Origin of the sequence: Bradyrhizobium sp. LB8.2 (assembly GCF_040548035.1) — a bacterium.
Taxonomy (GTDB): domain Bacteria; phylum Pseudomonadota; class Alphaproteobacteria; order Rhizobiales; family Xanthobacteraceae; genus Bradyrhizobium.
The window spans coordinates 60327-72915 of record NZ_JBEPQV010000011.1 but is presented as its reverse complement, the minus strand read 5'-3'; the positions used below and the strand labels follow the sequence as shown (position 1 = coordinate 72915).

The 12589-nt window shown below is 64.5% G+C and carries 10 protein-coding genes and 1 pseudogene; 4 read left to right on the top strand and 7 right to left on the bottom strand.

The genetic code is table 11. The annotated features are described in order from the left end of the window. The first annotated feature begins 189 nt into the window (after nt 1-189). Complete coding sequence (locus tag ABIB06_RS15850) at nt 190-618, top strand: response regulator (RefSeq protein ID WP_354049724.1); 429 nt, start codon at nt 190-192, stop codon at nt 616-618. A gap of 67 nt (nt 619-685) precedes the next feature. After that, on the top strand, nt 686-4186 hold the full coding sequence (locus ABIB06_RS15845) for a PAS domain S-box protein (protein WP_354069142.1): 3501 nt from the start codon (nt 686-688) through the stop codon (nt 4184-4186). Nucleotides 4187-4337: 151 nt separating this feature from the next. On the opposite strand, the gene ABIB06_RS15840 is transcribed toward ABIB06_RS15845, so the two are convergent. Next, nucleotides 4338-4973: a response regulator transcription factor gene (locus tag ABIB06_RS15840; RefSeq protein ID WP_354049725.1), complete on the bottom strand. Its 636-nt coding sequence runs from the start codon at nt 4971-4973 to the stop codon at nt 4338-4340. Between the two features lie 150 nt (nt 4974-5123). Between ABIB06_RS15840 and ABIB06_RS15835 the strand changes: the two are divergent. Further along, nucleotides 5124-5412: pseudogene (locus tag ABIB06_RS15835) on the top strand (hypothetical protein). 48 nt (nt 5413-5460) lie between these two features. On the opposite strand, the gene ABIB06_RS15830 reads toward ABIB06_RS15835, so the two are convergent. The 6 genes from ABIB06_RS15830 to ABIB06_RS15805 all read right to left on the bottom strand — a co-directional run bounded on the left by ABIB06_RS15830 (nt 5461) and on the right by ABIB06_RS15805 (nt 11187). Continuing rightward, nucleotides 5461-5964: a response regulator gene (locus tag ABIB06_RS15830; protein ID WP_247345197.1), complete on the bottom strand. Its 504-nt coding sequence runs from the start codon at nt 5962-5964 to the stop codon at nt 5461-5463. Between the two features lie 141 nt (nt 5965-6105). Then, a complete protein-coding gene (locus ABIB06_RS15825) occupies nt 6106-6420 on the bottom strand; it encodes a PilZ domain-containing protein (RefSeq protein WP_247345200.1) in 315 nt (104 codons plus the stop codon). Between the two features lie 2 nt (nt 6421-6422). Further along, complete coding sequence (locus tag ABIB06_RS15820; protein ID WP_354069140.1) at nt 6423-7304, bottom strand: CheR family methyltransferase; 882 nt, start codon at nt 7302-7304, stop codon at nt 6423-6425. 59 nt (nt 7305-7363) lie between these two features. Beyond that, nucleotides 7364-7750 carry a response regulator gene (locus ABIB06_RS15815; protein WP_354049727.1) on the bottom strand — a complete coding sequence of 129 codons (387 nt, stop codon included), beginning with the start codon at nt 7748-7750 and terminating at the stop codon, nt 7364-7366. A gap of 29 nt (nt 7751-7779) precedes the next feature. After that, the gene (locus ABIB06_RS15810; protein ID WP_354049728.1) at nt 7780-8253 is read right to left on the bottom strand and encodes a chemotaxis protein CheW; all 474 of its coding nucleotides are present in this window, start codon (nt 8251-8253) and stop codon (nt 7780-7782) included. A gap of 108 nt (nt 8254-8361) precedes the next feature. Further along, nucleotides 8362-11187 (bottom strand): hybrid sensor histidine kinase/response regulator, encoded by a 2826-nt coding sequence (locus ABIB06_RS15805; RefSeq protein ID WP_354049729.1) that lies wholly within the window; start codon nt 11185-11187, stop codon nt 8362-8364. A 664-nt stretch (nt 11188-11851) separates the two neighbouring features. On the opposite strand from ABIB06_RS15805, the gene ABIB06_RS15800 reads away from it, so the two are divergent. Continuing rightward, nucleotides 11852-12553, top strand: coding sequence for a Crp/Fnr family transcriptional regulator (locus tag ABIB06_RS15800; RefSeq protein ID WP_354049730.1), 702 nt, complete (start codon nt 11852-11854; stop codon nt 12551-12553). Nucleotides 12554-12589 lie beyond the last annotated feature (36 nt).

Sequence of the window (12589 nt, the reverse complement as noted above, 5' to 3'; positions counted from 1 at the left end):
TGTGTGACGGCCCCCTGATCATGTGCACGTAATCGTGCATATATACAGCCGTCGAATCCAGACGCCGTTTACAACCGTCGGATGGGCGCGAAGTGCTTGCAGGATAGGCACAATCCGCGCAACAGTTTCGTATTTGAAGCTTTGATTTGGGTCGCTGGGAACATCCCTGCCCGACCGGAGGTTTTTGACGTGGCCAACATCCTGATCGTGGATGACGACCCGGCCGTGCAAATCACAATCCGGCTGCTGCTGGAGAGAGCGGGCCATCACGTCACCCTCGCTGGCGAAGGCCGCAAGGGGCTCGCGCTGTTCGCGGCCAGCCAGTTCGACTTGCTGTTCCTCGACATCTTCATGCCCGGCATGGACGGGCTGGAGACGATGCGCCACATCCGGGCGCGGGCGCCGACCATTCCGATCATCGTCATTTCCGGCCGTTCGATCACGCCGGGCGCTTTCGCAGAGCCGGATTTTCTCAAGATGGCAACCAAGCTCGGCGCGGTCGCGAGCCTGCAGAAGCCGTTCCGCCCCGACGCGCTGCTCGCCGCAGCCGACCGCTGCCTGAAAACAGCGCAATCGACGACCGTGCCGCAACCCGATGCCGGCTCCGGCGGCCGATGACGGAGCGGTTCATGTTGCGACCTAGCAGAACATTCGGGGCCGTACGCGACGTGGCGGGAGGGCCGGCATGACCCTCGCAACCCGGCTGGCCATCGCAATGATTCTGCTGGTCGCGGTTGCGGTCTCCGCCGCCGGATGGCTGAGCCATTACAGCCTGGAGCAGGCCTTCCTGCCGCGCGTGCTCGACCGTATCGAGACACAATCCCGGCTGCTGGCTTCCCAGCTCGAAGTCCAGACCGACGGCGCACGCGCCGATATTGTCACGTTCCGCTCCCGTGCCGCGGTACGCGGCATGATCGAAGCGCATTTCAACAACGGCGTCGATCCAACTGACCACCTGTCAGAAAAGAACTGGCGCGAGCGGTTGCTGTCCCAACTCGTGGCCGTTGTCGGAGCCAACCCGACCTACGCGAAATTTCGCGTCATCGACATCGACGGCAGCGAATATCTGCGGGTCGACCGATCCGGCCCGACAGGATCGGTGCGCATCGTCCCCGACGATGGCCTGCAAAACAAGGACGAGCGCTTCTTCTTCCAGGAAGCGATCAAGCTGTCGGAGGATCAGGTCTACGTCTCTCCGGTCGATCTGAATGTCGACGATGGCGTGATTCAGATGCCTTATGTGCCGACGCTACGCGTCGCGGCACCGCTGTTCGGGTCCGGTCACCGGCTGTTCGGCATCGTCGTCGTCAATGTCGACATGCGCCAGGTGTTCGACCGTATCAGGATAACGAGCCGGCGCGGGGAGCAGGTCTACGTGGTCGGCCGCAACGGCGATTATCTCGTGCATCCGGATCGCACCCGCGAATTCGGCTCGCAACTGGGGACGCCGACGCGCTGGCAGAACGACTTCCCTTATTTCTCTTCAGTCACCGGATCGACCCTGGGTGCGACCCAGGTCGTGCGGGAAAACGACCGCAAGCCGAGCGGCACCGCGATCGCGCCCGCGATCCTGGCCGAGGGTCAGTGGGCCGGCATCATCCGCATCGTGCCCTACGCCGTCTTCATGGCGCCGGCCGTCATCATCGAGAAGATGACGATCACGATCGGCCTCATCGCGGTGATGGTCGCCGCCGTGCTGGCGGTGCTGCTGGCGCAGTCGCTGACGCGGCCGATCGGCCGGCTCACCACCGCGGTCGATGCGATCGGGCGCGGCAAGCCCGCCAATATTCCAATCGACGCATCAGGCGAGACCGGCCTGCTGGCGCGTGCCTTCGCCCGCATGGTCGAAGAAACGAACGCGAAGACATCGGCATTGGAGCACGAGGTTCTGGAGCACCGGCGCACGGAGGCCGCGCGCGACCAGCTCGCCGTTCGCGAACGCCTGTTCAGCGCGGCGGTCGAATCCTCGGACGATTCGATCGTCATGCAGACGCTCGACGGCACCATCATCGGGTGGAACGCGGCGGCCGAGCGCCTCTACGGCCATACGGCCGAGGAAGCGGTCGGACAGCCGACTTCGATCCTCCTGCCGGCCGATCGCCGCGAAGAGGGCAAGGATTATCTGCGGCGGATTTCGCGCGGCGAACGCATCGAACATTTCGAAACGGTGCGCCTGCGTAAGGACGGCACTCCGGTCGATATCTCGGTGAGCCTGTCGCCGATCAGGGGCGCTTTGGGCGAGATCATCGGCGCCTCCGGCTCGGCGCGCCGCCTCACTGACGCACGCCAGACCGAGCGAGCGCTGCAACAAACGCTCGAGGAGCGGCGACAGCTGTTCGATGCGTCGCAAGACCTGATCATGATCATGGATTCGCGCGGCCATATCGTGCAGATCAGCCCGAGCAGCCAAGCCGTTCTCGGCTACCCGCCGGACGAGATGATCGGCCGCAGCGGCGTCGACTTCATTCACCCAGCGCATCTCGATCAATCTCGCGAGGAAATGCGCGCACTGCGGCGCGGCGACAGTCCGAAGCTCGCCGACACCCGCTGCATCCACAAGGACGGGCGCGAGGTCTGGTTGTCCTGGCTCGGCAACTGGTCCGATCAGGCCAAGCGCTATTTCTTCGTCGGACGTGACATGACCGAGGCAAGGCATGCCGAGGAATCCTTGCGCGAAAGCGAGCTGCTCGCGCGCAACATCGTCGAGACCGCACTTGACGCCTTCGTCCAGACCGATGACCGCAGCACCATCCTGAACTGGAGCTCGCGGGCCGAAGAGCTGTTCGGCTGGCGGCGCGACGACGTGCTGGGCAAGAATGCGGTCGACCTCATCGTCGCAGAAAGTGAACGCGAGAGGGTCAAGGTCGGCCTTGCACGCTTTCTCGTGTCCCAGGACGGTCGGACGCTCAACCGCCGGCGCGAGCTCATGGTCCGCCGTCGCGACGGCAAAGAATTCAAGGCCGAGCTGAGCGTCACGGCATTGAAGCGCCGCGAGGGCCTGCTGTTCAACGTGTTCTACCGCGACCTTACCGACAAGATCGCGGCCGAGGACCGCATCCGCCAGGCCGAGAAGATGGAGGCGGTCGGCCAGCTCACCGGCGGCGTGGCGCACGACTTCAACAACATCCTCACCGTCATCACCGGCACGATCGGGATCCTGGCCGAAGCGGTGGCCAAGGAGCCGGAGCTTGCAGCGATCACGAAGATGATCGACGAGGCCGCCTGGCGCGGCGCCGAGCTGACGCAGCATCTGCTGGCGTTTGCACGCAAGCAGCCGCTCCAGCCGCGCGAGATCGACGTCAACTCGCTGATGATCGACACTGCGAAGCTGTTGCGGCCGACGCTGGGCGAGCAGATCCAGATCGAGTCCGTGTTCGAGGCGGAGAGCTGCGTCGCGATCGTCGATCCCAACCAGCTGACCACCGCAATCCTCAACCTCGCGCTCAACTCCCGCGACGCCATGCCCTTCGGCGGCAAGCTGATCGTGGAGACGGGCGCCGCCTATCTCGACGAAATCTATGCCAGCGTCAACGATATCAGGCCAGGCCACTACGTGCTGATCGCGGTGAGCGACACCGGCACCGGAATTCCCGCCAACATGCTGGCCAGGGTGTTCGAACCTTTCTTCACTTCAAAGGGGCCGGGCAAGGGCACCGGCCTCGGGCTTTCGATGGTCTACGGCTTCATCAAGCAGTCCGCGGGCCATATCAAGATCTACAGCGAGGAAGGCCACGGCACCACGATCAAGATGTATCTGCCGCCCGGCAAGACGCCGACGGCGGTCGGCGAGGGCGTGACGCCGGTGACGATCGAAGGCGGACACGAGACGATCCTGGTGGTCGAGGACGACCGGCTGGTGCGCGACTACGTGCTGGCGCAGCTTCATTCGCTGGGTTACGTCACCTTGCAGGCGGCGAACGCCACGGAGGCGCTTGCAATCGTCGCCGCCGGAAAACCGTTCGACCTGCTGTTCACCGACGTCATCATGCCCGGCAAGATGAACGGACGGCAGCTCGCCGACGAACTCCAGAGGACGCGTCCCGATCTCCGGGTGGTCTACACGTCCGGCTATACCGAGAACGCGATCATCCACCACGGCCGACTGGATTCGGGCGTTCTGCTGCTGGCGAAGCCCTATCGCAAATCGGATCTGGCGCGGATCATTCGCAAGGCGCTGCAAGCGTAGGGCGCGATCTCGTGTCCCGGACAAGGCGCAACGTGCAACGCTGCGACGCAGAGCCGGGACCCAGAACTGTCAGCCGTGGAGTTGGAGAGGTGGGCCTCGGCTCAGCGGCGCATCATTGCATGATGCGCTGCGGCCGGGGCACGAGACCATTTTACGACGCGCGCTGGGCCGCGGTCATCACGATCCGGATCAGATCGGCGGCATTGCGCGCACCGAGCTTCTTCATGATGTTGGCGCGGTGGTCCTCGATGGTGCGCGGGCTGATGCCGAGCGTGCGGCCGGCTTCCTTGTTGGAGGCGCCGGCGGCGAACTGTTCGAGCACCTCGCGCTCGCGCCGCGTCAACGGCTCGCGTCCTGGGAAATGCAGCGAGCCGAACTTCGGCGCGGCGTTCTCCGACTGCCTGCGTGCATAGGCGCCGATCGCCTCGTCGAGCCGGCCGACGATCTCGCTGCCGCGGAACGGCTTCTCGATGAAGTCGAGCGCGCCGCTCTTGATGGCCCCCACCGCCATCGCGATGTCGCCCTGTCCGGAGATCATGAAGATCGGTGCCGGATAGTCTTCGCCGTGCAGCTCGTTGAGAACGTCGAGGCCCGACTTGCCGGGAATATGCACGTCCAGCAGGACCGCCGCCGGTGTGCGGCTTCGCGCGACGGAGAGCAATGCTGCGCCGTCCGCAAAACAGATCACCTCATAGCCCGCCGCCTTCAACACCATCGACAAGGTGTCACGAACGGCAGCGTCGTCGTCGACCACGAAGATTTCACCGCGAGAGCTTTGTTCAGCCATGTGCCCACATCCGGTTGGCATGAAGGATTCGCGTCCGCGCCAACCGTTATGGCGTTCGGCGCGGATTCGGCCCACCCGTATTTGTACGGGACATGGACTTAACGCACAAGTAGCGGCAAGTCGCCTAATTACAGAGCACGGAGAATATCCATGCTGAATTTGGCCGCTACGCCGCCTCTGGTCGCAATGCCCGAAGCCGAGAGCCGTCTGCTGATTGCGGCTGCTTCGCTTGCTGATCTCGCAGATCGAGACCAGCATGCGCCGGATCGCCACAGCCATGGATCAAGAACACGGCAGTGATCCGGAAGGTTCCGCCGACGTCTTCCTCCTCGACGACGTCACGCCCCGGTATGCCACGGCAAGCGCCGCCCTCGACGCCTGCCGGGCGGGCCTTGGCCACGCCGTGGAATGCCTGTCGGAAGCCAGCAGCACAGTGTAGATCGCTGCGGCGCGGCGGCCGCATTTCGTTGCATGGCAGGCCCGCGGCTCAGGCGCGGTGCCGTTCCACGATCGCGTCGCTGGCGACACCACCCCAGGTGTGGATCGCCGGCAGGCCCATCGCGGTCTTGCCGAGATTGGCGAGGCTGATGCGCAACGCCGCCAGATCCAGCGGCTTGGGCAGGCTCTGGAGCACGATTCCGACGGAACGGGCGAAGCTGCGAGCGGCGCTGCGGCGCTTGCCGTCCATGCCGCTGATGACGATCACGGCGCCGCCAAATTTTGCCTTTGCCATCTCGCCCAGCACGTCGATGCCGTCGCCATCCTCCAGCACGAGATCGAGCGTCACGCAGTCGAAGCGCGCGGCGCGGAGCTTTTCGATCGCTTCCGCCACGGACGGCGCCACGGTGACTTCGTGGCCGGCCTGTCTGGCGGCGACCGTGATCAGGCTGCGCTGCGTGGCGTCGTCATCGACCACCAGGAGCTGAAGTGCGCGCCGCTCGGTGCCATCGGGCAGGTTTGACGGGAGGGGGGAGAGAGAGCTTCTGGGCATTACCGTATCCTGAGATTGAGACCGGCCATGGATACATGGCTCGCGCTTAGGCGACGTAAAGCCGCTACGGCAAATTCACTGGGATGTTTCAGCAAATATGAACCAACGTCTCGGCAAACGGCGACGAGACGCACGTGAAGATCACGCCGCCTCGTCACGGCCACCGGCCGCGCGCTTCTTCCGATTCTTGCCACGCAGGAACTGGATGTCCATTTCGAGGCCGTTGACGCGCACCAGTTCGCAGCGGCGGTAAGCAAGGCCGGTCGACGACAACAGCAGGAAGAACTCTTTCAAGTTCAGGCCCTGAATCGAGCCTTCCACCGTGAGGATGGCGTCGGTGTCGGAGATCGCGTTGAGCTTGCAGTCGCGGCGCCAGGTGCCGTCGATGGCCATGATGCAGACATCGTAGCCGCGACTGAACGTCACCCGCTCCAGACCCTTTCCATCCTCGGACATGCTTATCGTCCCGCCATCACAGCGACGCGCGGCGCCGCGCCGGCGAGAGCCGGCTTGGCAGCTGCGGCACGCGGGTCGTTCGGCTTGTAGAGACCGCGCCGCTCCGAAATCGGCTTGAACGTGTCGGTCAGTCCGACCACGGTTTCGGCCGCGCCCAGCACCAGGAATCCGTCTCCCTCGATCTGGCGCGCCAGACGATTGAAGATGTTGATCTTGGTGTCCTGGTCGAAATAGATCAGCACGTTGCGGCAGAAGATGACGTCGAAGGTGCCGAGCTGGGCGAAATCGTGCAGCAGATTGAGCTGCCGGTGCTGGATCATCGCCCGCAGCTCCGGATTGATCTGCCAGGTCTCGCCGGTCTGCCTGAAATATTTCATCAGCATCTGGATCGGCAGACCGCGCTGCACTTCGAACTGGCTGTAGATGCCGGCCTTGGCCTTCTCGAGCACTTCCTGCGACAGGTCGGTCGCGATGATCTCGACGCGCCAGCCGGTCAGGGCCGCACCCATCTCTTTCAAGCTCATCGCCAGCGAATATGGCTCCTGTCCGGTCGAGCCGGCAGCGCACCAGATCCGCACGCTACGGCGGCCGGCGCGGGCCTTGATCACTTCGGGCATGATGGTGTCGCGGAAATGATCGAACGGGACCTTGTCGCGGAAGAAGAAGGTCTCGTTGGTCGTCATCGCCTCGACCACGCTGGTGACCAGCGCGCCCGCGCCTGCGCCTTGCAGCTTTTGCACGAGCTCGGCGATGCCGGAGAGCCCGCCCTTGCGGGCGAGCGGCAGCAGCCGGCTTTCAATCAGATATTGCTTGTCTGCGGACAGGTCGAGCCCGGAATGATCCCTCAGGAACTTACGCAGATACTCATATTCGGTCGCGGTCACGGATAGCCTCTCGGAAGCTGTACTGGGAACACTCTGGCTGGAACACTCCGCCAGATAACTCAGACCATGACTTGCCCGACCGGGATCAAGCCGACTTCAGCAAACTTGTCGGCGATGATGTCTTTGTCGAACGGCTTCATGATGTACTCGTTGGCGCCGCCGCTGAGCGCCTGAGCGATATGAGCCACGTTGTTTTCGGTGGTGCAGAACACCACCTTGGGCTCCTCGCCGCCGGGCAGGCGGCGCATGTGGCCCATGAACTCGAAGCCGTCCATCACCGGCATGTTCCAGTCGAGCAGCACTGCGTCGGGCAGCTTCCGCTGGCAGATCTCGAGCGCTTTCGAGCCGTCCTCGGCCTCGGTGACTTCGAATTCCAGGCGTTCCAGGATCCGGCGCGCGATCTTGCGCACGACGCTGGAATCATCGACCACCAAACACGTTTTCATTTGGTTCTCCGCTTCGATGTTTTTGGGGCTCACGCAGCCATTTGCACTTCGGTCTTCAATTCGAGGACGCGATCGACGTCGAGGACGACCATGAGCTGTCCGTCGAGGCGGTGGACGCCGCCGGCGAGCTTGGCCATGCGGGGATCGAGGTTGACGGGATTTTCTTCCATGTTGTCTTCGGCAAGCCGCAGCACCTCGCCGATCTGGTCGATCAGCAGGCCGTAGGATTCACCGCGCAGGTCGACGCCGACCGCCATCGGCGGCTTGCCGTCCTCGGGCCTGGGCAGGCCGAGCCGGGCGCGCATGTCGACCACGGTGACGATGCGGCCGCGCAGGTTCAGCACGCCCGCGATCTCGCGCGAGGACAACGGAACGCGGGTGACGCGCTCGGGCATGAACACGTCCTGGACCCGGGAGATCGGCAGGCCGAACAGCTGGCCGCCGATCATCGCGGTGACGTATTCGACCATGGCGCCTTCGCCGGACTGGGTCTTCCTGGTCATGTGCGTATCTCCTGATCCATGTCGGTTTGTTGGAGCATGATCTCCGCGCAAACGCGTTCCGCGTTTGTCGCGAGGGAAAACCGCTTCGCACTTTTCCGGATCATGCTCTTACGCCGCCGCCCGGCTCAGCTCGGAGGCGCCGGCGGCGCCCGCGGTCTGTTCCTTCAGCGCCGCGATCAGGCCGGGACGGTCGAACTTGGCGACATAGTCGTGGAAGCCGGCCTGACGGCCGCGCTCGATTGCCGCCGGCGACACCAGCGCCGAGAGGCCGATGATCGGCATCGCGCCCAGATTGCTGTCGGAGCGGATAACTTCCGCGAACTCGAACCCGTTCATGTCGGGCATCTCGATGTCGGTCAGGACCACGTCGAAGGTCTGCGCGCGCAGAGCCGCGAGGCCCTCCTGCGCGGTCGGCGCGGTGCGGACACGGTAGCCGGCGGCCTTGAGCACCGGAGCCAGCATGTTGCGGAAGAACGCGCTGTCGTCGACCAGCAGCACCGACTGCGAGTGCAGCGACGGCTTCATCTCCTTGCGGGTGAACCAGTCGGCGAACGCCATCGGCAGGAAGTGGCCGACGTCGATCACTTCGGTGGCCTGGCCCTTGATCACGGCCGAGCCGAGAATGCCCTGGCTGGAGCCGCCGACCTCGATGTTGAGCCGTTCCTCGACGATGTCGATGATCTCGTCGACGACGAGGCCCATGGAGCGGCCGTCGTCGGAGAACACCAGGATCGGCTGGGCGCCCTGGCTGGCAATGGTGACGCTCTCCGTGGCAACCAGCGGCATCAGCTGCTCGCGGTACTGCACCATGTAGCGGCCGTTGCTGAACTCGATCTTGTCGGCGGGCAGCTCCTCCAGGCGCGTGACCAGCCCGAGCGGGACCGCCTTGGGCTGGGACGAGCCGGCGCGGAAGACCAGCAGCGAGGTGGTCTGCTCGCCCGTTCCGATGTGATGGGCCCCGTTCTCGTTGGCCATGTCATGGGCCGAGGCGCCGGCGGCGCCGAGCGCCTTGGCAATGCCGTTGGGGTCGATGATCATGATGACCGCGCCGTCGCCCAAAATGGTGTTGCCGGAGAACATGTCGATGTGACGCAGCTTCGTCGACATCGGCTTGACCACGATTTCTTCGGTGTGGAACACGCCGTCGACGACGATGCCGAAGGTCTGGCTGCCGACCTGGGTCACCACGATAAAACCGTTCTCGGGATCGGAGACGGCGCCGTCGTCGATCTTGAGCAGCTTCTTGAGGTGGATCAGCGGCAACAGCTTGTTGCGCAACCTGAGAACCGCGGTGTCCTTGATGCGCTCGATGCGGTGCTCGGAGTTGGCGCGGGCACGGACCAGTTCGACCACGGCGAGCTGCGGGATCGCAAAACGGTCGCCGGCGGCCTCCACGATCAGCGCGGAGACGATGGCCAAGGTCAGCGGGATCTTGATGGTGACGGAGGAGCCCTCGCCGGCCACCGACTTGATGTCGATGGTGCCGCCGATCTGGTCGATATTGGTGCGCACCACGTCCATGCCGACGCCGCGGCCCGACACCGAAGTGATGGCGGCCGCGGTGGAGAAGCCCGGGGCGAAGATGAACTTGTGGATCTGGGCTTCGCTCATCTTCTCGAGCTCGGCCTCGGTGGCGAGACCCGAGGAGATCGCCTTGGCCTTGATCCTGTCGGTGTTGAGCCCGCGGCCGTTGTCGGCGATGCAGATGATGATGTGGCCGCCCTCGTGATAGGCGGACAGGCGAATGGTGCCCTGCTCGCCCTTGCCGCCGGCGAGACGCTCGGCCGGGGTCTCCAGGCCATGGTCGGCGGAGTTGCGCACCATGTGGGTGAGCGGGTCCTTGATCAGGTCGAGCACCTGGCGGTCGAGCTCGGTGTCGGCACCGTGCATCTCCAGCTCGATCTGCTTGCCGAGTTCGCCCGAGAGGTCGCGGACGATGCGGGGCAACTTCTGCCAGGCATTGCCGATCGGCTGCATGCGCGTCTTCATGACGCCTTCCTGCAGCTCGGCGGTGACGTTGGACAGCCGCTGCAACGGCACCTTGAACTCGGTGTCCTCGTTGCGGCGGGAGATCTCCAGCAGCTGGTTGCGGGTCAGCACCAGCTCGGAGACCATGGTCATCAGATGCTCCAGCGTATCCACGTTGACGCGGATCGACTGGTTGGCGATGCGGTCGCCCTCGGAGGCCGTCTCGTCGGCCCCCGACTTCTTCGGGGCGGGCTTTGCCTTGGCGTCCTTGGCGTCCTTCGCCGTTTCCTTGGCAGCTTCCTTGGCAGCTTCCTTGGCCACAGGCGCCGGCGCTTCAGCGGCCGATGCGGGCGCGGCCTTTACTTCAGCTTTGGCAACGGGCGCGGGGGCCGGGGCTTCGATCGCGGTCTCGCGGAAGGCGCGCTCGAGCTCGTCGAGCGACACTTCGCCCAGACGCAGCGGCCGCTCCAGGGTCTGGTCGGCCAACACGCCGGAGGTCGGCGCGGCTTCAACGGCGACAGGTGCTTCCGGCGCCAGCGGCGGCGCTTCGGCCACGGGAGCAGCAGCGACACCTGCGGCCATCGCCGCCATGCCGTGCTCGACCATCGCTTCCAGCTTCTCGATCAGGTCGCGGTCGGTGCCCTCGGGCTCGGCTTCGGTCGCCTCCAGACCAGCGAGGATTTCCTTGATGCGGTCGATCGAGGACAGGATCACCGTCACCGCCTGCCCGGTCACCGGCATGCCGTCACGGAATTTGCCCATCAGCGTCTCGCCGGCATGCGCCAGCGCTTCCAGGCGCGGCAATCCGAGGAAGCCGCAGGTGCCCTTGATGGTGTGGACCAGGCGGAAGATGTTATCCAGGATCTTGGCGTTGTTCGGCTCCTGCTCGAACTTCACCAGCTGATTGTCCACCGTGTCCAGGCTCTCGCCGGTTTCCGTCAAAAACTCCCGCAACAGATCATCCATGAGCTACGCCTTACTGACCTGGATCTCGACGCCCGAGCCGCGCTCGGCATGGACGGAAGCCCTACCTTGGATCGTTAGACATCCCCTTTCACGGTCCCGTTAATTTCATCCTCCGTGCTAATACGGATATTGAAGAGAAGTTTGTCGTTCGACCGCATGCGACAGCGTTTTTCGGCCAGACCGGCACCACGCCGCGACGGCCGGACGCATTGGGTAAACGTGCCGATAACAGCAAAGCCAGGCGCGCAGGAAAGCCCTGCTCGTGAAGCACGATATGCACGGCCTTCCCGGATTGAACCGAGCCGCCTGCAATCCGGGGCGCTCTCGCCACTGTCGCTTGGTGCTTTGCCGAGATTCGCCAGATCCGCGTTTTGCGGTAAACGAACGGTTAGCCGCGTCCGCTGCGGCCGGTGCCGCGCAAACCGAGGCGCCCCGCCGAGGCAAGGTCGCCGTCGGAACGGTGCTCCGCCAGACAATCGTTGATGGCGGCGAGCGACGCGATCATCCTGGACGCGGATGTGCACGCGGTCGCAGCCGCGGACGGACATCTTGTCCCAATTGCCAATATATCCCGACGGGAACATGATGAAACTTACCCGGGCAGCAAGCAGTTTCGCGTGCTGCGACACGCTGGTCCAGGAGACGGGAGGCAGCTTTGGAAACGATGGTGCGTTCATCCAACGGTTTCCTGTCCGCGCTGTCGGCAGACGATTATGAATTGATCCGCCCGCATTTGCGTATGGTCGATCTGCCGCATGACGCGGTGCTGGTCGAGACCGGCGAGACGCTCAAGCGCGCCTACTTTCCCCACCGCGGCGTCATTTCGCTGGTGGTGGAACTCGCCAGGGGCGAGCATGTGCAGGTCGCGATGATCGGCCGCGATAGCCTGCTCGGAACGCTCTCGACCATGGGCGATGCCTGCGCGCTGAACACGGCGATCGTGCTGGTTCCCGGTTCCGCCTCCGTGATGGACCTCGACGTGCTGCGCGTCGCGGCCGACCAGAGCGGCACCCTGCGGACGCTACTCACGCGTCACGGGTTGGCGGTCTACGCGCAGGTCCAGCAGACCGCGGGCTGCAACGCCGCCCATCCGGTGGAATCGCGGCTGTCGCGCTGCCTGTTGCACACCCATGACCTCTCCGGCGACTTTCGGCTGCTGCTGACCCAGGAGGCCATGGCGCAGATGATCGGAGCGCGGCGCAACAGCGTGTCGCTGGTCGCCAATACCTTGCAGCAGGCCAATTTCATCCACTACACCCGCGGGCACATCCAGATCCTCAACCTGGACGGCCTGCGCCAGACGGCGTGCGAATGCTACGCCACCGTGAAGGCGCAGTACGACCGGTTGCTCGGCCCGCGCTGGTGAACCGGCGGCTAATTCCGGCCTGCAAACACCGATCAT

Bases quoted from the DNA above. Each gene is read 5' to 3' on its own strand.
- ABIB06_RS15810 (WP_354049728.1), bottom strand. From the start codon at position 8,253: ATGACCAGGAAGACCCAGTCCGGCGAAGGCGCCATGGTCGAATACGTC.
- ABIB06_RS15845 (WP_354069142.1), top strand. From the start codon at position 686: ATGACCCTCGCAACCCGGCTGGCCATCGCAATGATTCTGCTGGTCGCG.
- ABIB06_RS15830 (WP_247345197.1), bottom strand. From the start codon at position 5,964: ATGCCCAGAAGCTCTCTCTCCCCCCTCCCGTCAAACCTGCCCGATGGC.
- ABIB06_RS15825 (WP_247345200.1), bottom strand. From the start codon at position 6,420: ATGTCCGAGGATGGAAAGGGTCTGGAGCGGGTGACGTTCAGTCGCGGC.
- ABIB06_RS15805 (WP_354049729.1), bottom strand. From the start codon at position 11,187: ATGGATGATCTGTTGCGGGAGTTTTTGACGGAAACCGGCGAGAGCCTG.
- ABIB06_RS15840 (WP_354049725.1), bottom strand. From the start codon at position 4,973: ATGGCTGAACAAAGCTCTCGCGGTGAAATCTTCGTGGTCGACGACGAC.
- ABIB06_RS15800 (WP_354049730.1), top strand. From the start codon at position 11,852: ATGGTGCGTTCATCCAACGGTTTCCTGTCCGCGCTGTCGGCAGACGAT.
- ABIB06_RS15815 (WP_354049727.1), bottom strand. From the start codon at position 7,750: ATGAAAACGTGTTTGGTGGTCGATGATTCCAGCGTCGTGCGCAAGATC.